This is a genomic window from Massilia varians, assembly GCF_027923905.1.
Taxonomy (GTDB): Bacteria; Pseudomonadota; Gammaproteobacteria; order Burkholderiales; family Burkholderiaceae_D; genus Telluria; species Telluria varians_B.
In genome coordinates, this window is sequence record NZ_AP026966.1 from 1,211,711 (window position 1) to 1,237,263 (window position 25,553).

Genomic DNA, 25,553 nt, shown 5'->3' on the forward strand with positions numbered 1-25,553 from the left:
CAGACGGCAAACGACATGCATATATTGACAACATTGCGGCATTTTGGTGACATGCCGGCCGTATCGATGTCGATACGATTCCGCATTCTTGAGAGGACCGCATACCGTGAAGCGCTTTTCCCGTTTTCCCTCGCACTTGTTCCCGCATCTGTTCTTGCTTCTGCTGGGCGCCGCCCTCACGGCCGGCGCCGCTGCCGGCACCCCTGCGCCCGCTCCCGTCATGAAGGTGCACGACCTGGCGAGCGGCTTCACGACCGTCTTCGACCGCAACGCGGGCAAGCCCGATGCCGACTTCCTGCAGGACTTCAAGGCGAGCGTCGCGTCGCGCCTGCCTGGCTTCTACGGCGCCGAGCGCTTCGAGGGGCGCCGCAGTGCCGAGCAGCGCGACGCCGACCTGGCCAAGGCGCGCGCCGAATTCCCGGCGATGCGCGACGCCTACATGAAGAAGGTGGCGCGCTTCACCCAGGATCTGCCGGCGCACATCGCCAGCTTCCGCGCCGCCTTCCCGGACTACCCGGCCGCGACCGACGTCTGGTTCCTGCACTCGCTCGGCGAAATGGACGGCGGCACCCGCAACATCGACGGCAAGGTGTATTTCATCTTCGGCGCCGACGTGATGGTCAAGGTGCACGGCGATGGCGACGAAGCGGCCTTCTTTCACCACGAGCTGTTCCACGACTACCACGACATGGGGTGCAAGAGCGAACCGATCTGGGCCTCTCTGTGGAACGAAGGCCTGGCCACCTACGTGGCCAAGCGCATGAATCCGTCCGCGAACGATGCCGAACTGCTGCTCGACTTCCCGCGCAACCTGGTCGCCGACACGCGCAAGGAACTCCAGCGCGCGCTGGACGACGTCCAGGGGAAGCTGGACAGCGAGGACCAGGCTGTCTATGCGGGGCTGTTCTACGGCAGCGGAAACGACGGGACCGGCTTGCCGGCGCGGCGCGGCTACTACCTGGGCTACCTGGTGGCGGAAGAGGTCGGGAAGGGAATGAGCATGCAGCAGATGGCCAAGCTCGACTGCGGCGCGGCGCGCACCGCGGTACTGGGGGCGGTGGACAAGCTGCGCGCTGCGCACGCGGGGCGCTAGCTAGGCCGCCCGGGTCAGTGCGCGACGAACGAGGCGGACAGCGCCGCGCCGGGCCCGGCCAGTGCTGCGCCGCGCCACGCTGTCGTCGCACGCTTCCGCGGCCTTGCCGAGGGCGTCTTCGTGAAGACCGCGCACATCGTATTCGTCGTCCATGCGAGCTCCTGAAACGTATCGCCGCTGCCCGGGCGCAGGCACCGGCTCATGACAAGATATTGACCGCGCGCGCCGCGACCAGCGCGACGGTCAGCAGCGAAACACCCGACTCCACCATGAACAGCAGCTTGGCGCGCACGCTCAGCGGCAGCGTGTCGGTCGGCGAAAACGCGGTCGCATTGGTGAATGAGACAAACAGGTAGTCGAAAAATCCCGGGGTCCATGCACGGTGCTCCGGCCAACCTGAGCTCATCTGCGGAAACATCAGGTCCGGCGGGCGTTGGGACAGGGCGCGCGTGGCCGGGCCGCCACGGTCGATGTTCCAGAACCACAGGGCGAACACCACGACATTGGTGAACCAGATGTTGAGCGCATCGACCAGCAGGCTGTGCCCGGTCGCCTGCCTGGCGCCATGCAGCAGAGCCGCGAGCACGGCATACAGGGAAGAGAAATTGATGAGGGTAATGAGGGCCGTCAGCGCCACCGCGGCGTGGCGGACACGACGCCGGTGATGCCCGATGCGGATCCAGTGCTGGGCATGGGTAGCGCGCCGCATTTCGCCATGGGTCCAGGCGGTGGCAATCGATAGCGGCACCAGCAGCGCCACTTCGACCGCTGCGGCCAGCCACCAGGGAAGGCTGCTCGGATTATTGATCAGCAGGGCGTTCAGCGCCGCCGTCACCAGGACAGCGCCGCGGGCGGTCCAGTTGTCGCGGATGTGCCACTGGAGGGATAGGTCGGTCTCGGGCATGCGACAGTATGCCCCTTTACGGCAGCAGGCGGCGTACGCCGCCCGCTACCCGCCTTGCTCAGGCGGCCGGCAGCTTCGCCAGCTGTTCCTGCATCTTGGCCAGGGTGGCCGAGAAGTTCGCCACGCGTTCCTTCTCCTGCTCCACCACCGCGGCCGGGGCGCGCGCGACGAAGCTTTCGTTGTACAGCTTGGCGCTGGCCTTGGCGATCTCGCCCTGCAGGCGGGCGATCTCTTTGGAGAGGCGCTCGCGCTCGGCGGCGACGTCGATCTCGACCTTCAGCATCAGCTTGGTGGTGCCGACGATCGACACGGCGGCCGGCGATTCCGGCAGCGTGTCGACGATCTGCACCTCGGCCAGCTTGCCGAGCGCCTGGATGTAGGGGGCGAACACCGCCAGGCGCTCGCGCTCGGCCGCATTGCCCGGCTCGACGATCAGCGGCACGCGTACCGACGGCGACAGCGACATCTCGCCGCGCAGGTTGCGGGTGGCGTCGATCAGGGCCTTGAGCTGCTCCATCCAGGCTTCCGCCTCTTCGCTCACGAACGAGGTATCGGCCAGCGGGTAGGGCTGCAGCATGATGCTGTCACCGGTCTTGCCGGCCAGCGGCGCGATCGCCTGCCACAGCGCTTCGGTCACGAAGGGGATGATCGGGTGCGCCAGGCGCAGCACCACTTCCAGCACGCGCAGCAGGGTGTGGCGGGTGGCGCGCTGCTGCGCCTCGCTGCCCTGCTGGACCGAGACCTTGGCCAGTTCCAGGTACCAGTCGCAGTATTCGTACCAGACGAAGTTGTAGATGCTGCTGGCGATGTTGTCGAAGCGGTAGTCGGCGAAGCCCTTGGCGATGTCGAGTTCGACGCGGTTCAGCAGCGAGATGATCCAGCGGTCGGCCTGCGACAGGTCGCTAGGGGCCGGCTGGCCGCAGTCCTTGCCTTCCGTGTTCATCATCACGAAGCGGGTGGCGTTCCACAGCTTGTTGCAGAAGTTGCGGTAGCCCTCGCAGCGGCCGAGGTCGAAGTTGATGTTGCGGCCCAGCGAAGCGTAGCTCGCCATGGTGAAGCGCACGGCGTCGGTGCCGAAGGCCGGGATCCCTTCCGGGAATTCCTTCCGGGTGGCTTTCGCGATTTTTTCGGCGGCGCGCGGGTCCATCAGGCCGGTGGTGCGCTTGGCTACCAGCGCCTCGACGTCGATGCCGTCGATCAGGTCGATCGGATCGAGCGTGTTGCCCTTCGACTTGGACATCTTCTGGCCCTGGCTGTCGCGCACCAGGCCGTGCACGTACACGGTCTCGAACGGCACCTTGCCGGTGAAGTGGCTCGTCATCATCACCATGCGGGCGACCCAGAAGAAGATGATGTCGAAGCCGGTCACCAGGACGGAGGAGGGCAGGAAGTGTTTCATGTCCGGGGTTTCTTCCGGCCAGCCCATGGTGGAGAAGGGCACCAGGGCCGAGGAGAACCAGGTATCCAGCACGTCGTCGTCGCGGCGCAATTCACCGGTGATCCCCTGTGCGGCGGCCTTGGCTTTCGCTTCCTCTTCGTTGCGGGCGACCACGATCTCGCCGTTCTCGCCATACCAGGCCGGGATGCGGTGGCCCCACCACAACTGGCGCGAGATGCACCAGTCCTGGATGTTGCCCAGCCACTGGTTGTAGGTGGTGGTCCAGTTCTCGGGCACGAATTTGATCTCGCCGTTCGCCACTTTTTCGAGCGCGACTTCGGTGATCGACTTGCCCGGGTTGAAGGTGCCTTCCGGCGCCGGTTTGCTCATGGCGACGAACCACTGGTCGGTCAGCATCGGCTCGATGACGACGCCCGTGCGGTCGCCGCGCGGCACCATCAGCTTGTGCGGCTTGACCTGTTCCAGCAGGCCTTGGGCTTCCAGGTCGGCGACGATCTGCTTGCGCGCGGCGAAGCGGTCCAGGCCCTGGTACTGGCTCGGGCCGTTCTCGTTGATCCTGGCGTCCAGGGTGAAGATGTTGATCGGCGCGAGCTGGGCACGCTGGCCGACCGCGTAGTCGTTGAAGTCGTGGGCCGGGGTGATCTTGACGCAGCCGGTGCCGAATTCCTTGTCGACGTAGCTGTCGGCGATGACGGGAATCTGGCGGCCGGTCAGCGGCAGGTCGAGCAGCTTGCCGTGCAGGTGGGTATAACGCTCATCGGTCGGGTCCACGGCCACGGCGACGTCGCCCAGCAGGGTTTCCGGACGGGTGGTGGCGACGGTCAGGTGGCCCGAGCCGTCGGCGAGCGGGTACTTGATGTACCACATCGAGCCGTCTTCTTCCTGCGAATCGACTTCCAGGTCCGAGACCGCCGTGCCCAGCACCGGGTCCCAGTTGACCAGGCGCTTGCCGCGGTAGATCAGGCCCTGTTCGAACAGGCGTACGAAGACTTCCGACACGACCTTCGAGCGGGTCTCGTCCATGGTGAAGTATTCGCGCTTCCAGTCCGGCGAGGTGCCCATGCGGCGCATCTGGCCGGTGATGGTGTTGCCCGACTTTTCCTTCCACTCCCAGACCTTCTCGACGAAGGCTTCGCGGCCGAGGTCATGGCGCGAGATCTTCTGCGCGTCGAGCTGGCGCTCGACCACGATCTGGGTGGCGATGCCGGCGTGGTCGGTTCCCGGGATCCACGCGGTGTTATAGCCGCGCATGCGGTAGTAGCGGGTCAGGCCGTCCATGACGGTCTGGTTGAAGGCATGGCCCATGTGCAGGGTGCCCGTGACGTTCGGCGGCGGCAGCTGGATGCTGAACGACGGCTTGCCGTCTTCCATGGTGGCGGTGAAGTAACCGCGCTGTTCCCACTCGGTGCGCCAGTATTGTTCAATGTCTGCGGGCTCGAAAGACTTGGCAAGTTCCATGATGTGGTGAATTAAAAATTGTGCGAAAAGAACCATTATAGAGTAGATGGCGCTATAATCCGGCCCGCTGCGTTCCGGAAAGCCGGACGCGGCACACGCTAGGGGTCCTGCTGTCGCAAACGCGACACGCGGGTGAGAAATACCCTCCGAACCTGATCTGGATAATGCCAGCGAAGGGAAGCAGTCAGAACACGGCCCAGGGCGCGCATGCGCCTGCCTGGCCGATCCTGGCACACTCCTTTGCTGGCTCCGCAAAGGAGCCACATGAACGCACCATTGAAGTTTGAAGCCGCGACCGCCATGGTCGACCAGGCGGCGATCGCACCCTTCCCCAACTCGCGCAAGGTCTACATCGAAGGCAGCCGGCCCGACATCCGCGTGCCGATGCGCGCGATCTCGCAATCGCCGACGCCGGACAGCTTCGGCGGCGAGGCGAACCCGCCGCTGTTCGTCTACGACACCTCCGGGCCCTACACCGACCCGGCCGCCAGCATCGACGTCCGCCGCGGCCTGGCCACGCCGCGCCTGCCGTGGATCCTCGAGCGCGGCGATACCGAAGAGCTCTCCGGTCCGACGTCGGAATACGGCAAGGCGCGCCTGCGCGATCCGGCCTTGAGGGCGCTGCGCTTCGAGCTGCAGCGCACGCCGCGCCGCGCTAGCCGCGGGCGCAACGTCACCCAGATGCACTATGCGCGCCAGGGGATCGTCACGCCCGAGATGGAATTCGTGGCCCTGCGCGAAAACCTGCGCCGCAAGGAATACATCGCCTCGCTGGTCGATTCCGGTCCGATGGGCGCACGGGTGGCCAGCCTGCTGTCGCGCCAGCACCCGGGACAATCCTTCGGGGCCAGCATCCCGCAAGAGATCACGCCCGAATTCGTGCGCGACGAGGTGGCGCGCGGCCGCGCCATCATCCCGGCCAACATCAACCACCCGGAGATCGAGCCGATGATCATCGGCCGCAACTTCCTGGTGAAGATCAACGCCAACATCGGCAACTCCGCGGTGACGTCGTCGATCGGCGAGGAAGTGGAGAAGATGACCTGGGCGATCCGCTGGGGCGCCGACAACGTAATGGACCTCTCGACCGGCAAGCACATCCACGAGACGCGCGAATGGATCATCCGTAACTCGCCGGTGCCGATCGGGACGGTGCCGATCTACCAGGCGCTGGAAAAGGTCGGCGGCAAGGCCGAGGAACTCACCTGGGAGATCTACCGCGATACGCTCATCGAGCAGGCCGAGCAGGGCGTCGACTACTTCACCATCCATGCCGGCGTGCGCCTCGCCTATGTGCCGATGACGGCGAAGCGCCTGACCGGCATCGTGTCGCGCGGCGGTTCCATCATGGCCAAGTGGTGCCTGGCGCATCATCGGGAGTCGTTCCTGTACACGCATTTCGAGGACATCTGCGAGATCATGAAGGCCTACGACGTGTCCTTCAGCCTGGGCGACGGCCTGCGTCCCGGCTCGATCTACGACGCCAACGACGAGGCCCAATTGGCCGAACTGAAGACCCTGGGCGAACTGACCCAGGTCGCGTGGAAGCACGACGTGCAGACCATGATCGAGGGTCCGGGCCATGTGCCGCTGCACCTGATCAAGGAAAACATGGACCTGCAGCTCGAGCAGTGCAGCGAGGCGCCGTTCTACACCCTGGGGCCGCTCACCACCGATATCGCGCCCGGCTACGACCACATCACCTCGGGCATCGGCGCCGCCACCATCGGCTGGTACGGCACCGCCATGCTGTGCTACGTCACGCCCAAGGAGCACCTCGGCCTGCCGGATAAACAGGACGTCAAGGACGGCATCATCACCTACAAGATCGCCGCCCATGCGGCCGACCTGGCCAAGGGCCACCCCGGCGCCCAGCTGCGCGACAACGCCTTGTCGAAAGCGCGCTTCGAATTCCGCTGGGAAGACCAGTTCAACCTCGGCCTCGACCCCGACAAGGCGCGCGCCTTCCACGACGAGACCCTGCCCAAGGAGTCCAGCAAGGTGGCCCACTTCTGCTCGATGTGCGGCCCGCATTTCTGCTCGATGAAGATCACACAGGAGGTGCGCGCATACGCGGCCGCCAGCGGGGTGGAGGAAGAAGCCGCGCTGGCGAAAGGCATGGAAGAGAAGGCGATCGAGTTCGTGCGCGGCGGCGCCAAGCTGTACCGGGAGGTCTGATGACGGAGATCGAACTGAACGGCGCCCCCTACCAGGTGCCGGCCGGCGTGTCGCTGCTGGACCTGGCCGGCCGCTTGGGCCTGGCGGAGCAGGCGGTGGCGGTCGCGGTCAACCGCGAAGTGGTGCCGCGCCCGCAGTGGCCGCAGCGCCGCTTGCAGGCCCGCGACCGGGTAGACATCGTGCGCGCCATCGGCGGCGGCTGACTTGACCGTAGGGTGGACGGCTTCGCCGTCCGCGCGTCCAGCTCCGGCATGAGCAGACACGGGGCGACCGTCAGTCGAACGCGCGGTCGGCAGAGCCGACCACCCTACAAGAACGAGGAGATGACAATGAACACAATCGTAGAGAACGACTTCCTGACAATCGCCGGCCGCCGGTACAACTCGCGCCTGCTGGTCGGCAGCGGCAAGTACCGCGACCTGGCGCAGACGCGCGAGGCCACGCTGGCGTCCGGCGCCGAGATCGTCACGGTGGCGATCCGCCGCGTGAACATCGGCCAGGACCCCAACACGCCCAGCCTGCTCGACGTGCTGCCCCTGAACGAATTCACCATCCTGCCCAACACGGCCGGCTGCTACACGGCCAAGGACGCCGTGTACACCCTGCAGATGGCGCGCGAACTGCTGGGCGGCCGCAAGCTCGTCAAGCTGGAGGTGCTGGGCGACGAGAAGACCCTGTTCCCGCAGATGCCCGAAACGCTCAAGGCGGCGGAAGTCCTGGTGCGAGACGGCTTCGACGTGATGGTTTACTGCAGCGACGACCCGGTGCAGGCCAGACTCCTGCAGGAGATCGGTTGCGTGGCCGTGATGCCGCTGGCCTCGCTCATCGGTTCGGGCATGGGCATCGTGAATCCCTGGAACCTGTCGCTCATCATCGAGCAGGCCACCGTGCCGGTGCTGGTCGATGCCGGCGTCGGCACGGCCTCGGATGCGGCCATCGCGATGGAGCTCGGCTGCGACGGCGTGCTCATGAACACCGCGATCGCGGCCGCCGGCGATCCGGTGCGCATGGCGCGCGCGATGCGCCATGCGGTGATCGCAGGGCGCGAAGCCTACCGCGCGGGGCGCATGCCGAAGCGCTTCGCGGCCTCTCCCTCGTCGCCGCTGCAGGGCATGGCCACCTGATGGTGCCCACCGTGCTGGTGTTCGCCGGGCTCGATCCCGGCGGCGGGGCAGGGCTGGCGGCGGACATCGCCGCCATCGGCGCCCTCGGCGGCCACGCGCTGCCGGTGGTGACGGCCCTGACCGTCCAGGACAACAACCGCGTGCACGAGGTGCAGCCGGTCGACGCCGGCCTGGTCCTGCGCCAGGCCGAGGCCCTGGTCGCTTGCTGCGGCATCGACGCGGTGAAGATCGGCATTCCCGGCAGCCGCGAGAACGCGGCCGCCATCGCCCGGCTGCTGCGCCGGCTGCGCGCGGCCGACCCGGGCCTGCCGGTCGTGCTCGACCCGGTGCTGGCCAGCGGCCACGGCGATGCGCTCGGCAAGGGCAGCGCGATCGCAGCGCTGGCCGGGCTGCTGCCGCTGGCCACCGTGCTGGTGCCCAACCTGCCCGAAGCCGCCGCGCTGGACGCGCTGCCCTGCGAGCACGTGCTGGTCACGGGCGGCCATGGGGAAGGCGACATGGTCGTCAACCGCTGGCTGCACGGCGGCGTGGAGCAGCGCGCCTGGCGCTGGCCGCGCCTGCCGCACAGCTACCACGGCAGCGGCTGCACGCTGGCTGCCGCCATCGCGGCGCGCCTTGCGCTGGGCGAGCCGATGGCGCAAGCGCTCGAGCGCGCCCAGGACTACTGCCATCAAACGCTGGCCCAGGCCTTCCGGATCGCGCCGGGGCAGCGCATCCCGCGCCGCATCCTCCAATCCCACTGAGAAAGGATCATCCTTGGACAAGCGCTTCATGCGAGGGCTCTACCTCGTCACCCCGGACTGGGACGACACCGAGCGCCTGCTCGCGGTCACCGACACCGCCTTGGGCGCCGGCGCATCCCTGGTGCAGTACCGCCACAAGAGCGCCAGCCCGGCCTTGCGCACCGAGCAGGCCGCAGCCTTGCTGGCGCTGTGCCGCAGCCACGGGCGGCCGCTCGTGATCAACGACCACGTCGACCTGTGCCGCGAGCTCGGCGCCGACGGCGTGCACGTCGGCGGCACGGACCTGTCGGTGGCAGGGGCGCGCGCCCTGCTGGGACCGGACAAGATCGTCGGCGCTTCCTGCTACGGCGAGCTGACGCTGGCCGAGAGCGCCCGCCAGGCCGGCGCCAGCTACGTGGCCTTCGGCGGCTTCTATCCTTCGCCGGTCAAGAAGTACAGCTTCGTCACGCCACCGGAACTGGTCGAGGTCTGGCGCGACCGCGTGTCCCTGCCGTTGGTGGTGATCGGCGGCATGACGCCGCAGAACGCGGCTCCGCTGGTAAAGCGTGGCGCGTCGATGGTGGCGGCGATCACCAGCGTCTACGCGGCGCCCGACCCGGCAGCGGCGGTACGCGAGTTCTGCGCGCTGTTCCGGCACGCCTGAACATACAATAGCAGCGTTGCCACTCCTGTCATCCCGACCATGCGAGCGCTGCGCCTGCTCATCCATACCGGCCGCCACCCGTCGGCCATCCTGCTGCTGGTACAGCTGCTCGGCATGCTGCTGTATCCCTTCATCGAGCGCGAGCCGGCCGGGCATACGGCCTTCAACGTGTTCGGCGTCGTGGTCCTGGCGCTGACCATCCGCATGGTGCGGCGCACGCCGGGCGAGACCCGGATCAGCGTGGCGCTGGCGGTGCCGATCGTGATCCTGCTGGCGCTGCAGACCGTCTACGACCTGCGCAGCACGCTGCTGCCCTGGTCCTCGGCGCTGGAAGCGCTGTTCTACTTCTACGCCGCCGGCAGCCTGATCGCCTACATGATGGGCGACCGCAAGGCCACCACCGACGAGCTGTTCGCGGCCGGCGCCACCTTCACCCTGCTGGCCTGGGGCTTCACCCACCTCTACCTGATGGTGCAGGAACTGCATCCCGGCACCTTCGCGGCCGCCGTCAACGCCAGCGCTCCGCGTACCTGGAGCGAGCTGAATTACCTGAGCTTCGCGCTGCTGTCGAGCACCGGCATCGGCGACGTGATTCCGCTGACCGTGCATGCGCGCGCCCTGTGCAGCGTCGAGATGCTGGTCGGCGTGATGTACCTGGCGGCGGTGGTGGCGCGCCTGATCGGCTTCACCACCCAGGGCGGGATCTACCGGCGCCACCCGGATGCGGCGCGTGAGCCATGGGAAGGAGACTAGCGCATGCGTGGTGAATAAAATGCGGCCCGCACGCGCTAATGCCGTTCAGTTAAGCGTAGGGTGGCCGGGTTTCCCGGCCGCGCGTTCAACTCCATTTTGCTCTGCCACAGTGCATTGGTGACTTGGACGCGCGGTCGGCGAAGCCGACCACCCTACATTTTTACGCTAACTGAACGGCATTAGCCCGCACGCGCCGTGTTAAGTCTTCGATAAGACGCATGCCTTAACGTGGCGCGGTTTGCAGCACCAACATCCCGCCACCGCTGCGCCACTGCCTGCGTGCATGATGCCCACGACCCGGATACGCAATACCTTTCTTGCCGTCCTGCTGGCGCCGCTCGCCGCCTATGTGGCCGCGGCAAGCTTCCCCAATCCGACGTTCGACTACCGCTACAGCTACGAGAACTACCGGATCTGGTCCGATCGACCGATTCCGGACGAGATCACCGGGGTGCTGGACGACGTGACGCGGCGCCTGCGCACCTCCAGCCTGCACGAGCGCGATACGCCGGTCGAGATCTTCTTCTGCAACGAACCCTGGCGCATGTGGCTCTACGGCCGTGCGTTCAGCAGCCAGATGGGCGGGGCGGCCGACGTCTGGCTGACCCGGCAGGTCTTCATCCGCGCCTCCGACATTCCAGCCAACCGCCTCCACACCCCGACAGGCGGGCCGCTGGCCGATGTGGCGCAGCGCCCGCTGTCCTACTTCATCGCCCACGAGATCACCCACAACGACGTCTCGCGCCGCTTCGGGCGCACGGTGATGCTGCGCTATCCGGAGTGGCTGCTGGAAGGCTATGCCGACTACGTGGGCAAGGCCGGCGACTTCGACTTCGAGGAGAACCGCGCGCTGTTCGCGGCCGGCGCCAGTGCCCTCGACCGCGACAGGAGCGGCCTGTATCCGAATTTCACCTGAAGATCGCCTACCTGCTCGACAAGAAAGGCTGGACGCTGCAGCAGGTGTTCGACAATCCCCCCGACGAGGAGGAACTGGACGCGCGCCTGCGTACACGGCATATGTATCAATTTGCGCCCGGCGTGGATTGACCGGCCGTGGCGCCGCATGCGATATTGCCTTTCTTGCCATCTTCATCGAAAGCATCCGCAATGCGTCTTTACGTCACCGCCCTTGTCCTCGCACTGGCCAGCGCCGGTTGCGCCCAGGTCCCCACCGCCGCCATCTCGCCGGAGGCGCTGCGCACCCACGTGCAATACCTCTCCTCCGACCAGCTCGAAGGCCGCGGCACGCCCTCGCGCGGGCAGGACCTCGCCACCGACTACATCGCGGCCCAGTTCCGCAAGGCCGGCCTGGAGCCGGCCGGCGACGACGGCTACTTCCAGACCGCGACCTGGCAGTACGCCGAGCGCAATGCCGACGACGTGAGCCTGACGGTGCTTGCCGGCGGCGCCAGCATCGCGGTGCCGAGCGGCGGCGCGACCGGCAACTTCCTCGATCCGGTCACCCTGGCGGCCACGCCGGCAGTGTTCATGAGCTGGAAGGATGCGCTGGACAACAGCGAGGCCGCCAACGGCAAGGTGCTGGTGGTGCCGGCCCCGCCGGTGCCGCGCGCCGCGCGCCAGCTGCAGGAAAAACTCAAGGGCAAGCCGCTGCTGGTCGTCATGATCGACCGCGAGCGCCGTCATGGCGCCGGCACCGGCGGCTGGCTGATCGATCCGGAACAGGCCGCGCCGCAGGGCGCGGTGCCGGTGCTGTTGTTGCATGCGCCTGACGCCGCGGCGGCGCTGGAGAAGGGCGGCGCGAGCGTGAGCGCGCGGGTCGCGGCCCCGCGCATCCGCCCGGTCAAGCTGCGCAACGTGGTCGGCGTGCTGCGCGGCGCCGATCCGGTGCTGAAGAACACCTACGTCCTGATGACGGCGCACCACGATCACGTCGGCATCCGCGACGGCGAAATCTACAACGGCGCCAACGACGACGCCAGCGGCGTGGTGTCGCTGATCGAAGCGGCGAACGTGCTGGCCGCGCGCAAGGAGCGCGCGCGCCGCAGCATCGTGTTCATGACCTTCTTCGGCGAGGAACTCGGCATGCTGGGCTCGAAGTACTATGCGCGCCACCCGGTGTTCCCGCTGAAGGACACGGTGGTGAACATCAACCTCGAGCAGACCGGCCGCACCGACGACAGCGAAGGCAAGCAGCTCGATTCGATCGCCATGACCGGCTACGATTTCTCGACCCTGGGCGACATGCTCAAGAAATCCGCCGAGCGCACGGGAGTGCGCCTGTGGAAGCACGCGGCCTTCAGCGACGCCTTCTTCTCGCGCGCCGACAACCAGTCGCTGGCCGATGCCGGCGTGCCGGCGCACACCCTGTCGGTGGCCTACGGCTTCCCGGACTACCACGGCAAGGACGACACCTGGGACAAGCTCGACTACGACAACATGGCGCGCGTCACGCGCATGCTGACCGAAGGCGTGTATGACATCGCCAACGCGACCGAGCGCCCGACCTGGACGGCGGCGCCGAAGGCGGCCAACTACGCCGCCAAGGGACGCGCGCTCACGGCCGGCGAGGCGGCCGCCAAGTGAACGGCGGCGCGGTCCTGGTGCGGCGCCTGCTGGAGCACGAGTGGCAGGCCTACCGCGCGATCCGCCTGCGCGCGCTGGCGCAGGCGCCCGAGGCCTTCGGCAGCACGCTGGCGAGGGAAGAGGAACTGCCGGACGAGACCTGGGCGGCGCGGGTGGCGAAGTCCGTGGTGTCCGGCATCGATTGCGCGCTGGTGGCGGAGCAGGGGGGCGCCTTCATCGGCCTGCTGTGGGCCAAGGTGGACGCGCAGGATGCCGGCCGGGTGAACCTGTTCCAGATGTGGGTGGCGCCGCAATGGCGCGGGCGCGGCGTGGCGGCGGCGCTGCCGGACGAGGCACTCGCCTGGGCGAGAGCGCGCGGGACGCGGGTCGTGCACCTGGGCGTGAACAGCGAGAATGCGGGCGCGCTCAGGCTGTACGGGCGCGCGGGTTTCCGCCCGATCGGGGAACCCTACCTGATGCGCGAGGGCGCGCCGCACATGGAGCAGGAAATGCGCCTGATATTGACTGGCGCCGCATAAAAAAAGGGACGCCGAAGCGTAATGCCGTTCAGTTAGCGTAAAAATGTAGGGTGGTCGGCTTCGCCGACCGCGCGTCCAAGTCACTAATGCACTTTGGCAGAGCACAATGGAGTTGAACGCGCGGCCGGGAAACCCGGCCACCCTACGCTTAATTGAACAGCATTAGACGCCGAAGCGTCCCTTTTTTTCATGCTGCGAAAGGCTTAGTTACCGCAGCCCAGCGAAGCGATGCGGTCGCGTGCGGCCTTGGCCTGCACCAGGCCGAAGCCGTACTTGGTGTCGCGGCCGGCGGTGCCCAGGTCGAGCGCGCTCTTGGTGAGCGAGGCGCGCATCTGCGCGGCGGTACAGGTCGGGAAGTAGCTCCACACCAGGGCGGCGACGGCCGACACGTGCGGGGTCGCCATCGAGGTGCCGTCGAAGTAGGCGTAGTTGGACGCCTTGATGCCGACCGTCGCGCTCTGGCCCAGCTGCTGCTTCATCGCCGCGCCTTCCGTGTCGGTCGCGGTGACCGACGGGATGTTGGTCACGGTGGTGCCCAGCGTGCCGCCGAAGGCGCCCGCCACGTTGTTGTACACCACGGCGCCGACGCCGCCGCTGTTCTGGCAGTTGCTGACCTTGGTGGCGAAGTCCACGGTGCCGCGCTGGATCAGGCAGACCTTGCCCGAGACGGCGGTGTTGACCTGGTCGCCAATGCCGAAGTCGGCCAGCGGTGCGGTGGCGGTCTTGACCGGCGAGCCTTCCATCGCGCCCGGGGCGTAGGTGCTGCTGCCCACGGTCAGGACGGCTTCCTGGCCGGTGCCCATCGGGACGGTCGACAGCACGCTCACGCCCGGGCCGGCCAGTTCGACGCTGCTGTTGTATTGCGAGAAGCTGGCCCATTGCTTGTTCTCGTCGACCGCGCCGACCATGATCACGCTCGCGTAGCCTGCCGGGTAGGACACCACGGTGTTGCCGTCGTTGCCGGCAGCGGCCAGGCTCAGGACGCCTTTGGAGTACAGGGTGTCGAAGGCCTTCTGCTCGGTGGTGCTCTTGCGCCCGCCGCCCAGCGACATGCTGATCACGTTGGCGCCGGCGGCGCCGCACTTGTTGGCGGCCGAGGCCAGGGTAGAGGAATAGGCCCAGCCGTCCTTGCCGAAGACCTTCACGATGTGCAGCTTGAGCTGCTTGTTGGCGGCCACGCCGACCACGCCGGTGCCGGCGTTGTTGATGGCGGCGATGGTGCCGGCCACGTGGGTGCCGTGGCTGTTCTCGTCGGTGTACCACCAGCCGGTGCCGGCATCGTATTCGCCGGTGGCCGGGTTGCCCGACAAGTCTTCGTGGCTGCGGTCATAGCCCGAGTCGATGATGCAGACCTTGCGGTTGGCGGCGTTGGCGTCGCTCAGCAGGTCGGCCTGCACCTGCTTGATGCCGTACGGGACCAGCTGGCCCGACGCGTACGGGGTGCCGGTCGACGGCGAGGTGAGGGCGAAGGGCTTGCGGATCACGTCTTCTTCGATGTATTCGACGTTCGGGTTGTTCTCCAGTCCTTTCAGCGCGACCGCCGGGACCTCGATGGCCATGGCGTTCATGCCGAAGATGTCGTGCTTGACCGAACCCTTGGCCGCGGCGACGGCCGACTTCACCTTGGCGGCGGCGCCCGGCTTGAAGGCGACGATGACGCGGGTGGTGTCGGGCGCTGCGGCCTGCGCGTTGCCGAGGACGCCGGCAGCGACCAGGGCCGCCAGGCAAACGCGAAGGGAGGATGCGCGAGTGTTTTTGTCTACCATGAATCTTCTCCGTTTGAAAACAAGTTATGTCGCCTTGGCTCTGTAGGCCGCGTGCGTTGTTGTGCCACCTCATGGGTGGTGAAATTAGTGTATTTCAAAAGCTTGTATATATGCATACCAAATTCAACTGTGCGCAGGCAACACTTGATCAGGCACAGCTCGCTACCGTTTGTCCATACACATCGTCTGTACAACGTGCTATCATCTTCCCCAAATATCCGCACAAAACGCACGCTTCGCCCCATCGTGCGTAAGCAAACGCCGAGGCGCGCCACGCGCATGCCCACTTCTTGTTATCATTTTAAACTTTACGGCGTTGCAATCCGGCGGCGTCCGTTGCGAGTACGAGGTTTAGGAAGGGAAACATGAAGACCAAGGCTGCAGTTGCATGGAAGGCGGGCCATCCGCTCACGATCGAAGAAGTTGAACTCGAAGGCCCGAAGGCCGGCGAGGTGCTGGTCGAGGTCAAGGCGACCGGCATCTGCCACACCGATTACTACACGCTGTCCGGCGCCGATCCGGAAGGCCTGTTTCCCGCCATCCTCGGCCACGAAGGCGCGGGCGTGGTGGTGGACGTCGGCCCGGGTGTCACCAGCCTGCGCAAGGACGACCACGTCATTCCGCTGTACACCCCGGAGTGCCGCCAGTGCAAATTCTGCCTGTCGCAGAAGACCAACCTGTGCCAGGCCATCCGTACCACGCAAGGCCGCGGCCTGATGCCCGATGCGACCTCGCGCTTCTCGCTGGACGGCAAGCCGCTGTACCACTACATGGGCACCTCGACCTTCTCGAACTACATCGTGGTGCCGGAGATCGCCCTGGCCAAGGTGCGTTCTGACGCGCCCTTCGACAAGATCTGCTACATCGGCTGCGGCGTCACCACCGGCATCGGCGCCGTGATCTTCACCGCCAAGGTGGAGGCGGGGGCCAACGTGGTCGTGTTCGGTCTGGGCGGCATCGGCCTGAACGTGATCCAGGCCGCCAAGATGGTGGGCGCCGACAAGATCATCGGCGTCGACCTGAACCCGGAACGCGAAGCGATGGCGCGCAAGTTCGGCATGACCCACTTCATCAATCCGACCAAGGTCGAAAACGTGGTCGACGCCATCGTCCAGCTGACCGACGGCGGCGCCGACTACAGCTTCGAATGCGTGGGCAACGTCACCACCATGCGCCAGGCGCTGGAGTGCTGCCACAAGGGCTGGGGCCAATCGATCATCATCGGCGTGGCGGCGGCGGGCCAGGAAATCTCGACCCGTCCGTTCCAGCTGGTGACCGGGCGCGTGTGGAAGGGCTCCGCCTTCGGCGGCGCGCGCGGCCGCACCGACGTGCCGAAGATCGTCGACTGGTACATGGAAAACAAGATCAACATCGATGACCTGATCACCCACCACCTGCCGCTCGAGCGCATCAACGAAGGCTTCGACCTGATGAAGTCGGGCGAATCGATCCGCTCGGTCGTGGTCTACTGATACCTGCCATTCGGCATCCTCGACGCGGCCTCCAGGCCGCGTTTTTTCATTCTGCACACCGGGGTCAGGTCTGACATTTAGACACGAACTCGAGCATTGATGTGTTGTATTGCTCAGCCCGTGTCCGAATGTCAGACCTGACCCCGGGTGTTTTTTCGTTCTGCTCCGCCATTTCTGCCGCCTGTCGCACCGGGCTGGCACGCGTCTGCACACACGCCTAGAGTAGTTGCGGTGCCGGGGTGGTCCGGCTCAAAGTAGAAAAAAAGTTCTAGACAATTTTATCTAGAACTTTTAATCTAGTTGCCAACGATGAGGGGGCACACCCGATGGACGAATGGTTCGGTACCGCGGCAAGCAGCCTGGCCTGGGCGCTGATCGATTTCCTGTGGCAGGGCCTGCTGGTCGGCTGGGTGGCGGCGCTGCTGCTGGCGCTGATGCGCAAGGCGCGGCCGCAGGCGCGCTACCTGGTGGCCTGCGGCGCGCTGCTGCTGTGCGCGGCGCTGCCGCTGGCCGGGATGGTCGCGCGCATGGCCGAGGCGGATGCCGGCCCGGCCAGTTCCGCGCTGCCGGTCGTGGCATCCGGCACGGTGGCGAACGCGGTGGCGGCGCTGCCGCTGGCCGCCATCGATGCCGGCCGGTTCGCCGCCTGGACGAATTGGGAGTCGGCCCTGCAGGAGCGCCTGCCGCTGGTGCTGTTGTGCTGGGCGCTGGGCGCCGGCCTGCTGGCACTGCGCATGGTGCTCGGGCTGGCCTGGGTGCGCCGGCGGACCCGGGCGGGGCAGTACCGGCTGGACCCGGCCTGGCAGGCGCGGCTCGACAGGATGGCGCAGGGCATGGGCATCGCCCGCCGCGTCACCCTCGGCCTGGTCGACGACTTGACGAGTCCGGTGACCGCTGGCTGGTGGCGCCCGGTGGTGCTGGTGCCCGCAAGCCTGGTGTCGGGCATGCCGCCGCAGCTGCTGGAAGCGCTGCTGGCGCACGAACTGGCGCACGTGCGCCGTTGTGATTACGTAGTGAATGTGATCCAGAGCGCGATCGAGATCCTGCTGTTCTACCACCCGGCCGTGTGGTGGCTGTCGAAGCGGATCCGCGACGAGCGCGAACAGATTGCAGATGATGTAGCCGCAAGCACGCTCGGCGAACCGCGGCGCCTGGCACTTGCACTGTCCGAACTGGACCTGTTCCAGTTCACCCCGCAACTTGCCCCAGCAGCACATGGAGGAAATCTTATGTCCCGCATCAAACGCCTGGTTCGTCCCGAAGTCGAACCGCTGAACTGGAAGCTGGCGCTTCCGATCCTGGGCCTGGCCACCGCGGCCGCCTTCTATTCCTGGTCGGCGCCGGCCCATGCCGAGGCCGGGCAGCCGACGCCGGCGCCGCGTGCCGAGCCGGCACCCCGTCCGCAAGCCGCGCCGGCCGAGCACCGCGTGGTGCGCAAGGAGGGCAGGGAAGAACCCTATGCCGTGGTGCGCGCCAATGACAAGAACACGAGCATGAGCGGCAGCAACGAGGACTGGGACGACATCAAGGAAGCCAAGCGCCGCATTGGCGGCGACTTCCTGTGGTTCCGCGAGGGCGGCCAGGCCTGGTACATCCAGGACGCCGGCGTGCTGGCCAGGGTCGACGCGGCCTGGGCCCCGATGACCAGGCTGGGGGCGCAGATGGACGCGTACGGCAAGGAGATGGACGTGCACGGCAAGGAGATGGATGCGCTCGGCAAGGAAATGGACGTGGCGGCGCGCGGCTTCAAGCCGGACGAGGGCAAGCTGCGTGCGGTCGAGAAGCGCATGGAAGCGCTGGGCGAAGACATGGAGAAGCTCGGCAGGCAGATGGGGGCGACCGATAGCGTCAAGGAACGCGAGCGCATCCAGCGCCGCATGAGCGAGGTCGGCCAGCAGATGTCGGCGGCCGGGCAGGAGATTGGCCAGCTGCACCAGGGGCCGGGCATGCGCGAGGCGCAGAAGTCGATGGACGCGATCGGCCGCCGCATGAGTGAGGCCGGCAAGCCGATGGATGCGATCGGCAAGAAGATGGGCGCGCTCGGCAAGGAAATGGAGCGCGAGAGCAAGGCGGCCGACAAGACAGTGCGCGCCCTGATCCGCGAAGCGCGCGACAAGGGGCTGGCCAAGCCGGTGCCGCAGGCTGGCTGAGTCCGGTCAGGCAATAGAAAAATCGGCCTGCCGCACGCTGCGACAGGCCGATTTTTACCAACTGGTCAAAAATGCCGGCGCGCTGCCTCAGCAGCGGCGCGCCGGGGCCGCGACCGGCCTTACTGTTGCGCGATCTTGCCGCGCCATGCGCCGCTTTCCGCGCCGCGCTTTTCCAGCAGTTCCTTGAAGTTCTGCAGGTTGCCGCGCAGTTCCATGCGCACGGCGCCCATGGCGTCGCCGATGGCTTCGAGGGCGCCATCCGGTTCATAGTCCATCTGGACCATGACGCGGCAGCAGTTATCCGAGATCTTGTGGAAGGTAGCGACGCCGCCGTTCTTCACGCCGGTGACGCTGCGCCATGCGATGCGCTTGTCCGGGATCTGTTCGGTGATTTCGACATCCCACTCCTTCTCTTCGCCGGCCACGTTGGCGCGCCAGTGCAGGTGCTTGTCGTCGAGCTGGCGGATTTCCTTGACGCTCTTCATGAACTGCGGGAAGTCCTCGAACTGCGTCCACTGGTTGTACGCGGTCTTGGCCGGAACATTGATCTCGATCGATTCCGAGACCGACGAGCTGGCGCCATAGCCATTGCGGTTCGACTTCAGTTTTTTGGACAGCATCATGCCGCCGACGGCAAGCGCGGCAACGGTAACTACGCGGTTCAGCATAAGTATTCTCCTTTGGGCTGGGAAGCCGCTCGCACCTGTAAATTGTTGGCCCGAAACAAGGGATGCGAGACTGATTGCTTCGTAAGATCATGGTCTGACGGGCCACGCGAACTGTCGCGAATCTCTCGTTAAAATAAGCGAAAAGACAATTGGGCGGCGCGCGGAACGATGGGCCGCTTATACTGATGAGCCCGTTGTTGGCCGCCAGAAAGGAGACGACATGAACCTGCAAGGAGGATGTTTCTGCGGTGCAGTTCGTTACACGGTAAAGGGAGATATTTTCAACAGCACACTGTGCCACTGTACCGATTGCCGCAGAATATCGGGCGCGCCCGCCCTGGCCTGGTTCAGCGCGCGCCGCGCCGACTTCCGCTTCACGCAGGGCGAGCCGCGGCGCTTTGCGTCGAGTGAGCACGTGCTGCGCAGTTTTTGCTCGCAATGCGGCACCACGCTTACGTTCGAAGACGCCCGCTGGCCGGAAGAACTGGACATCGCCAGCGCCAGCCTCGATGATCCGGAGCAGGCACCGCCAGGCGACCACACTTTCGTGCGCAGCCGCCTGAGCTGGGTGAAGCCAAACGACGGCCTGCCCGAATACCCGACCACGCGCTCGGCCGGGAACTAGCGCCGGCCGAGCCTTGCAGGCCTAGCGCCGCCGGATGCTGCCGTCGCTGATCTGGGCCTGGGTGTGCACCAGGTTGGCTTCGAAGGATTGCATCTGCAAGCCGACCGGCGTCATGTCGATGCCCGAGCCTTCGATGCGCGGGAACAGCTGGTTCTCCTCTTCCTGGATGTGGGCCGTGACGGCGCTGATCAGCTCGCGCATCAGGGTGTCGCTGTGGCTGTCGTCGAGCGACATGCCCTCCAGTGTCGCGACCAGGTCGTCCACCTTCAGATGGTCCTGTTCGAAGTGGCTGATCAGGGATGCGTCGATGCTGCGCACCGCCGGATAGAAGATCGATTCCTCCAGCCGCGAGTGCATGTGCAGGGACTGCAGGATCTGGGTCCCGGCCTGCTTCCTGACTTCCGGGTTGTCGCTGGCGAGATACCTGTCGGCCAGCGCGCGCACCATGTCATGGTCGCGGATCAATGCCTTGACCGGCTGGTCGACCGGAAACGCGCCTGCTGCTTTGTCGGTTGCCATACCATCCTCCTGTCGTGTTCGCTCGGTGGCGGCGGCGTCCTGCCGCCGCCGTGGCCTTTCAGGCTAGTACAGGCAAGGGATAAAACAAGGATGGCGTGGCAAGGCTTGCAAAGCTGGATGGGCATACAGTAATCACGGCGTTATAATGGCCGCATGCAGAATCTCCTCCATAACCTCAATCCCGAACAGCTCGCCGCCGTCACCCTGCCGTCGCAGAGCGCGCTGATCCTGGCCGGCGCCGGTTCCGGCAAGACGCGCGTGCTGACGACCCGCATCGCCTGGCTGATCCAGACCGGGCAGGTGTCGCCCGCCGGCATCATGGCGGTGACCTTCACCAACAAGGCGGCCAAGGAGATGCTGACGCGCCTGTCCTCCATGCTGCCGATTAATACGCGCGGCATGTGGATCGGCACCTTCCACGGCCTGTGCAACCGGCTGCTGCGCACCCACTACAAGGACGCCGCGCTGCCGCAAGCCTTCCAGATCCTCGATTCTCAGGACCAGCTCTCGCTGATCAAGCGCATGCTGAAGGCGCACAACGTGGACGATGAAAAATATCCGGCCAAGGCGCTGATGTACTTCATCAACAACGCCAAGGAGCAGGGCCTGCGCGCGAATCGCCTGGAGCCGAACGACCCGATCGAGCGCCGCATGATCGAGCTCTACGAGCTGTACGAGGGCCAGTGCCAGCGCGAGGGCGTGGTCGATTTCGCCGAGCTGCTGCTGCGCTCGTACGAGCTGCTGGCCCGCAATGGCCCCTTGCGCCACCACTACCAGATGCGCTTCCGCCACATCCTGGTCGACGAGTTCCAGGATACCAACGACCTGCAGTACAACTTGTTGAAACTGCTGGCCGGGCATGACGAGGAGGGCGGCGGCGCCATCTTCGCCGTGGGCGACGACGACCAGAGCATCTACGCCTTCCGTGGCGCCAACGTCGGCAACATGCAGGCCTTCGAGCGCGAATTCCGCGTCAAGAACCTGATCAAGCTGGAGCAGAACTACCGCTCCTTCGGCCACATCCTCGACAGCGCCAACTACCTGATCGCCAACAACACCAAGCGTCTCGGGAAGAACCTGCGTACCGATGCGGGGCAGGGCGAGCAGGTGCGTGTGTACGAAGCGGCCAGCGACCTCGAAGAAGCGCAATGGATCATCGAGGAAGCCAAGAGCCTGATGAAGGACGGCCTGTCGCGCAGCGAGATCGCGATCCTGTACCGCTCCAACGCGCAGAGCCGCGTGATCGAGCACGCGCTGTTCGCGGCCGGGCTGCCCTATACCGTGTACGGCGGCCTGCGCTACTTCCAGCGCGCCGAGGTCAAGCACGCCATCGCCTACCTGCAGCTGATGGACAACCCGCACAACGATTCGGCTTTCCTGCGCGTGGTGAACTTCCCCACCCGCGGCATCGGCGCGCGCTCGATCGAACAGCTGCAGATGGCGGCCGACACCTATGGCATCTCGCTGTACGCGGCGGTGCCCTACATGACCGGCAAGGCCGGCAGCGCGCTCGGCAACTTCGTGAAGCTGATCGAATCGGCGCGTTTCGAGACCCAGCAGCTGCCGCTGCCGGAACTGGTGCGCGTGGTGCTGGAGCGCAGCGGCCTGCTGCTGCACTACCAGAACGAGAAGGAAGGCGCCGACCGCATCGAGAACCTGGAGCAGATGGTGGGCGCCGCCACCCAGTTCGTGCAGGAAGAAGGCTACGGCCAGGCCGCCCCGGCCCACCTGGGCCCGCAGGCGCTGCCCGCGACGGGCGAAGCCATCGTCAACCAGGACGGCATCGAGGTCCTCGACGCCGACGCCCCGCTGGCCAGCGTGATGTCGCCGCTGTCGGCCTTCCTCACCCACGCTTCGCTGGAAGCGGGCGACGCCCAGGCCCAGGCCGGGCAGGATGCGCTACAGCTCATGACGGTGCACTCGGCCAAGGGCCTGGAATTCGACGCGGTCTTCATCACCGGCCTGGAAGAAGGCCTGTTCCCGCACGAGAGCAGCGCGCGCGAACTCGATGGCGTGGACGAGGAACGGCGCCTGATGTACGTGGCGATCACGCGCGCGCGCAAGCGTTTGTACATGAGCTTTACCCAGCAACGCATGCTGCACGGCCAGACCCGCTTCAACATGAAGTCGCGCTTCTTCGACGAACTGCCGGAAGAGTCGATCAAGTGGCTGTCGCCGCGCGTGCAGACCAACTGGTTCGCCGGCCGCAAGCAGACCACGGCCTGGGACGACGCCGCCTTCCGCGACGGTTCCGACAACAAGATCGCGCAGCAGATCACGCAGAAGTCCGGCAACGGCTCCGGCTGGCGCGTGGGAGAGAGCGTCTCCCACGCCAAGTTCGGCGAGGGCGTGATCGTCAATATCGAGGGTGGGGCGGGCGCGGCGCGCGCCCAGATCAACTTCGGCGCGGCGGGGATGAAGGTGCTGGACCTGTCGGTGGCGAAGCTGGAGCGCGTCGGCCGCTGATTTTGTAGGGTGGACGGCTATGCCGTCCGCGCGTTCAACCGGCAGGTAGTAAATCGCGGCGCGTCAGTTCAGGCGTGATTTGAACGCGCGCACGGCAAAGCCGTGCACCCTACTACTTGGTCAAATTGACGCCGCCGGTCGGGGCTCCCCCATCCACCGGCTTCCCGAAAATCTGCCGGTACCCCACATACATCGCGCACTGCAGCAGCAGGATGAACAGGAAGATCAGCCACATGATCACCACCCGCGTCATGTTCGAGGCGCCCAGCAGCAGGGTGATCACCATGCAGATGCCGAAGAAGATCGCGAACCAGGCCAGCAGCAGCACGATGAACACGCGTGCGCTGCGCACGACGGCGAAGAAGCTGTAGAACACCGCTTTGCCGGCGGTCATTTTCTGCCAGTAGGTGAGCGGCGCGGCGAAGCACAGCGACATCAGGGCCGCCACGTCCAGCCCGAAAATCATGAACATCGCCAGGATGTCCGACCCCGCCACCTGCGGCTGGCCCCCTTCGCGCCCCTGGCGCGCCACCTGTTCCCAGAAGCCCGGATCGACCGTGAAGCGCGTGATCACGGCCATCAGGAGCGACACGGCCAGGTAGATCAGGCCGACCTTGCACAAATCCTTCACCACCGGCTGGCGGAAGCCCGTCAGCAGCACGCCGGGCGTGACCCGCTCGCCGTTCTCGATCATCAGGCAGGCCTTCATGAAGGCCATCGAGAACGACGGGATCAGGACCACCGCGATCATCGGGCCGAGCAGGGGCACGGCGCTGATGCCGATGCTGATCAGGATGTTCGCGAACAGCAGCGTGGTCAGCGCGGCCGGTTGTTTGCGGAACAGGCCGGCGCCTTGCTTGAGCCAGTGCCAGCCGGTGATTGCAGGAATAGAGTTCATGTAGGCAGGTCGGGTGCGCCGCGTTCGATGCGGGCGCGCAGGATGCGTTCGAAGTGGGTAGGGTCGTGGGGCGTGAGCAGTTCGGCCGCACGCGGAATATGCAGATCATACAGGCGCGACAGCCAGAAGCGCAGCGCGCCGGCGCGCAGCATCGGCAGCCAGGCTGCCTGTTCGTCCAGCGTGAACGGGCGCACCGCGTGATATGCCTCGAGCAGGGCCAGCACGCGTGCCTCGTCGAGCACGCCGGTTGCGAGGTCGACGCACCAGTCGTTGACGGTCACGGCGACGTCGAACAGCCAGGTGTCGACGCCGGCAAAGTAAAAGTCGAAGCAGCCGGTCAGGCGCTCGTCTTCGAACATCACGTTATTGCGGAACAGGTCGGCGTGCACCGGGCCGCGGGTCAAGGCCGCGTAGGTGCCGGTCGCGGCGAAATCGGTTTGAAAGCGTACTTCATCGCGCAGCAGCGCCGCTTCCGGTGCGGAGATCAGGGGCAGCACGGTGGGGGCGGTCGCCGTGATCCAGTCCAGGCCGCGCAGGTTGGGCTGGTGCAGGGCGAAATCGCGCCCCGCCAGGTGCATGCGCGCTAGCATGCGGCCGACTTCGGCGCAATGCACCGGCTGCGGAGCGAGCTGCGAGGCGCCGCTCAGGCGGCTGACGATGATGGCCGGCTTGCCGTGCAGGGTGACCACCAGTTCGCCGTCGGCGGTCGGCACCGGCGCCGGCACCGGGATGCCGCGCTCGGCCAGGTGGCGCATCAGCTGCACGTAGAAAGGCAGCTGCTCGAAACGGAGGTTCTCGAAAATGGTCAGCACGAATTCCCCACGCTCGACCGTGAGGAAGAAATTGCTGTTATCGATGCCGGAGGAAATGCCCTGGAGCGCGAGGGCCTCGCCGAGAGGGAACTGCTTGATCCACTGGGAAAGGTCGTCCAGTGAGACCGCGGTAAAAACTGCCATGAGCTAGCAACAAAGGTGAGGGTCGGCTGCAGCCAGGGGCCGCAGCGTCAGGATTATTTTTTTTCGACGGGTTCCAGTGACGGCGGTGGCGGCACATCGGCGCGCGCGGGCACGCCTGCCTTGGTCGGGGCCGGCGACGGGGCCGCATTGGCCTGGTCGGTCGCCTGCTTTTTCGGGTTGCCGAAGTCGAATTCCATGACCTGCCATTGTGGGGCGCGGATCGCGCTGCTCTGGGCGTCGCCGGGTTGGGCGTTTCCTGGTGCAACGTTTGGTTTCATGATGTAGCGGCTCTTGCCACTTTGCACTTCCACTTCGGTGACCTGTCCGCTGTTGTCCCGCTTTTCGGTGATGCGGGTGCGTTCTTTCGGCGGAATGGTGGTGGCCGGCGTGTCGCTGCCCGGCTCGATGCGCTCGAGTTGCGGCGGGGTCTGGGCCGGGCGCTGTTGGGCGGGAGCCTGCTGTTGTGACTGCGCCGCGGCCAGGCCGGCGTGCGCGATCAGGCACAGCGTCAGGAGTTTCAGGCGGGAAGATGTGCGCAACATGATGGTCACCTTGTGTCGTTTGGTTCATTGTAACAAACAGACACGCTTCCCTGTGAAAAGTGTGCAGAGGCTGTGCCGGCCTGCCCGCCATCTCTTGTGGGGTGGCCAGGCCGATTCTGCGATAATGCGGGACA

At 66.1% G+C, this 25,553-nt stretch carries 23 protein-coding genes and 1 riboswitch; of the genes, 14 read left to right on the forward strand and 9 right to left on the reverse strand.

Translation table 11 applies throughout. From position 1 onward, the window contains the following. Positions 1-106: 106 nt before the first annotated feature. Positions 107-1,093, forward strand: a complete 987-nt coding sequence (locus tag MasN3_RS05605) for a hypothetical protein (protein ID WP_281912910.1) — start codon at positions 107-109, stop codon at positions 1,091-1,093. Here MasN3_RS05605 and MasN3_RS05610 read toward each other — a convergent pair whose 3' ends face one another. Genes MasN3_RS05610 through MasN3_RS05620 form a run of 3 tightly spaced genes read right to left on the reverse strand, consistent with a single transcriptional unit; the run spans position 1,094 to position 4,854 of the window. Continuing rightward, on the reverse strand, positions 1,094-1,246 hold the full coding sequence (locus MasN3_RS05610) for a hypothetical protein (protein ID WP_281912911.1): 153 nt from the start codon (positions 1,244-1,246) through the stop codon (positions 1,094-1,096). A gap of 46 nt (positions 1,247-1,292) precedes the next feature. Further along, positions 1,293-1,997 carry a hypothetical protein gene (locus tag MasN3_RS05615; protein WP_281912912.1) on the reverse strand — a complete coding sequence of 235 codons (705 nt, stop codon included), beginning with the start codon at positions 1,995-1,997 and terminating at the stop codon, positions 1,293-1,295. A gap of 58 nt (positions 1,998-2,055) precedes the next feature. Beyond that, entirely contained in the window at positions 2,056-4,854 is a 2,799-nt protein-coding gene (locus tag MasN3_RS05620; RefSeq protein WP_281912914.1) for a valine--tRNA ligase, read from the reverse strand. Between the two features lie 90 nt (positions 4,855-4,944). Continuing rightward, a riboswitch (TPP riboswitch) is annotated at positions 4,945-5,050 on the forward strand. A 68-nt stretch (positions 5,051-5,118) separates the two neighbouring features. Between MasN3_RS05620 and thiC the strand changes: the two genes are divergently transcribed. The 9 genes from thiC to MasN3_RS05665 all read left to right on the forward strand — a co-directional run bounded on the left by thiC (position 5,119) and on the right by MasN3_RS05665 (position 13,357). Beyond that, a complete protein-coding gene (gene thiC, locus MasN3_RS05625) occupies positions 5,119-7,032 on the forward strand; it encodes a phosphomethylpyrimidine synthase ThiC (RefSeq protein ID WP_281912915.1) in 1,914 nt (637 codons plus the stop codon). Next, positions 7,032-7,235, forward strand: coding sequence for a sulfur carrier protein ThiS (gene thiS / locus MasN3_RS05630; protein WP_281912916.1), 204 nt, complete (start codon positions 7,032-7,034; stop codon positions 7,233-7,235). The genes thiC and thiS overlap by 1 nt, the downstream gene beginning before the upstream one ends. 126 nt (positions 7,236-7,361) lie before the next feature. Continuing rightward, complete coding sequence (locus MasN3_RS05635) at positions 7,362-8,156, forward strand: thiazole synthase (protein ID WP_281912917.1); 795 nt, start codon at positions 7,362-7,364, stop codon at positions 8,154-8,156. Continuing rightward, the gene (thiD, locus tag MasN3_RS05640) at positions 8,156-8,899 is read left to right on the forward strand and encodes a bifunctional hydroxymethylpyrimidine kinase/phosphomethylpyrimidine kinase (RefSeq protein ID WP_281912918.1); all 744 of its coding nucleotides are present in this window, start codon (positions 8,156-8,158) and stop codon (positions 8,897-8,899) included. Before MasN3_RS05635 ends, thiD begins: the two co-directional genes overlap by 1 nt. A gap of 28 nt (positions 8,900-8,927) precedes the next feature. Next, positions 8,928-9,542 carry a thiamine phosphate synthase gene (gene thiE, locus MasN3_RS05645; RefSeq protein ID WP_281914440.1) on the forward strand — a complete coding sequence of 205 codons (615 nt, stop codon included), beginning with the start codon at positions 8,928-8,930 and terminating at the stop codon, positions 9,540-9,542. A gap of 39 nt (positions 9,543-9,581) precedes the next feature. Continuing rightward, positions 9,582-10,295: an ion channel gene (locus MasN3_RS05650; protein WP_281912919.1), complete on the forward strand. Its 714-nt coding sequence runs from the start codon at positions 9,582-9,584 to the stop codon at positions 10,293-10,295. A gap of 283 nt (positions 10,296-10,578) precedes the next feature. Next, positions 10,579-11,211 (forward strand): hypothetical protein, encoded by a 633-nt coding sequence (locus tag MasN3_RS05655; RefSeq protein ID WP_281912920.1) that lies wholly within the window; start codon positions 10,579-10,581, stop codon positions 11,209-11,211. A gap of 191 nt (positions 11,212-11,402) precedes the next feature. Further along, positions 11,403-12,839: a M28 family metallopeptidase gene (locus tag MasN3_RS05660; protein WP_281912922.1), complete on the forward strand. Its 1,437-nt coding sequence runs from the start codon at positions 11,403-11,405 to the stop codon at positions 12,837-12,839. Further along, the gene (locus tag MasN3_RS05665) at positions 12,836-13,357 is read left to right on the forward strand and encodes a GNAT family N-acetyltransferase (protein ID WP_281912923.1); all 522 of its coding nucleotides are present in this window, start codon (positions 12,836-12,838) and stop codon (positions 13,355-13,357) included. Before MasN3_RS05660 ends, MasN3_RS05665 begins: the two co-directional genes overlap by 4 nt. Positions 13,358-13,560: 203 nt before the next feature. Here MasN3_RS05665 and MasN3_RS05670 read toward each other — a convergent pair whose 3' ends face one another. Further along, positions 13,561-15,123, reverse strand: coding sequence for a S8 family serine peptidase (locus MasN3_RS05670; RefSeq protein ID WP_281912924.1), 1,563 nt, complete (start codon positions 15,121-15,123; stop codon positions 13,561-13,563). Between the two features lie 365 nt (positions 15,124-15,488). Here MasN3_RS05670 and MasN3_RS05675 point away from each other — a divergent pair, with 365 nt between their 5' ends. Beyond that, positions 15,489-16,595, forward strand: coding sequence for an S-(hydroxymethyl)glutathione dehydrogenase/class III alcohol dehydrogenase (locus MasN3_RS05675; RefSeq protein WP_281912926.1), 1,107 nt, complete (start codon positions 15,489-15,491; stop codon positions 16,593-16,595). Between the two features lie 326 nt (positions 16,596-16,921). Further along, a complete protein-coding gene (locus MasN3_RS05680; RefSeq protein WP_281912928.1) occupies positions 16,922-18,745 on the forward strand; it encodes a M56 family metallopeptidase in 1,824 nt (607 codons plus the stop codon). 119 nt (positions 18,746-18,864) lie between these two features. On the opposite strand, the gene MasN3_RS05685 is transcribed toward MasN3_RS05680, so the two are convergent. Beyond that, positions 18,865-19,413, reverse strand: coding sequence for an SRPBCC family protein (locus MasN3_RS05685; protein ID WP_281912930.1), 549 nt, complete (start codon positions 19,411-19,413; stop codon positions 18,865-18,867). A 220-nt stretch (positions 19,414-19,633) separates the two neighbouring features. Between MasN3_RS05685 and MasN3_RS05690 the strand changes: the two genes are divergently transcribed. Further along, the gene (locus MasN3_RS05690) at positions 19,634-20,038 is read left to right on the forward strand and encodes a GFA family protein (protein ID WP_281912932.1); all 405 of its coding nucleotides are present in this window, start codon (positions 19,634-19,636) and stop codon (positions 20,036-20,038) included. Positions 20,039-20,059: 21 nt separating this feature from the next. Here MasN3_RS05690 and MasN3_RS05695 read toward each other — a convergent pair whose 3' ends face one another. Beyond that, positions 20,060-20,557: a hemerythrin domain-containing protein gene (locus MasN3_RS05695; protein WP_281912933.1), complete on the reverse strand. Its 498-nt coding sequence runs from the start codon at positions 20,555-20,557 to the stop codon at positions 20,060-20,062. 153 nt (positions 20,558-20,710) lie between these two features. Between MasN3_RS05695 and MasN3_RS05700 the strand changes: the two genes are divergently transcribed. Then, complete coding sequence (locus MasN3_RS05700; RefSeq protein ID WP_281912934.1) at positions 20,711-23,023, forward strand: UvrD-helicase domain-containing protein; 2,313 nt, start codon at positions 20,711-20,713, stop codon at positions 23,021-23,023. A gap of 112 nt (positions 23,024-23,135) precedes the next feature. On the opposite strand, the gene MasN3_RS05705 is transcribed toward MasN3_RS05700, so the two are convergent. The 3 genes from MasN3_RS05705 to MasN3_RS05715 are packed head-to-tail and all read right to left on the reverse strand — an operon-like array spanning position 23,136 to position 25,419. Further along, on the reverse strand, positions 23,136-23,921 hold the full coding sequence (locus MasN3_RS05705; protein WP_281912936.1) for a BPSS1780 family membrane protein: 786 nt from the start codon (positions 23,919-23,921) through the stop codon (positions 23,136-23,138). Continuing rightward, positions 23,918-24,877: a homoserine kinase gene (locus MasN3_RS05710; protein ID WP_281912937.1), complete on the reverse strand. Its 960-nt coding sequence runs from the start codon at positions 24,875-24,877 to the stop codon at positions 23,918-23,920. Before MasN3_RS05710 ends, MasN3_RS05705 begins: the two co-directional genes overlap by 4 nt. A 53-nt stretch (positions 24,878-24,930) precedes the next feature. After that, complete coding sequence (locus tag MasN3_RS05715) at positions 24,931-25,419, reverse strand: hypothetical protein (RefSeq protein ID WP_281912938.1); 489 nt, start codon at positions 25,417-25,419, stop codon at positions 24,931-24,933. Positions 25,420-25,553: the final 134 nt, after the last annotated feature.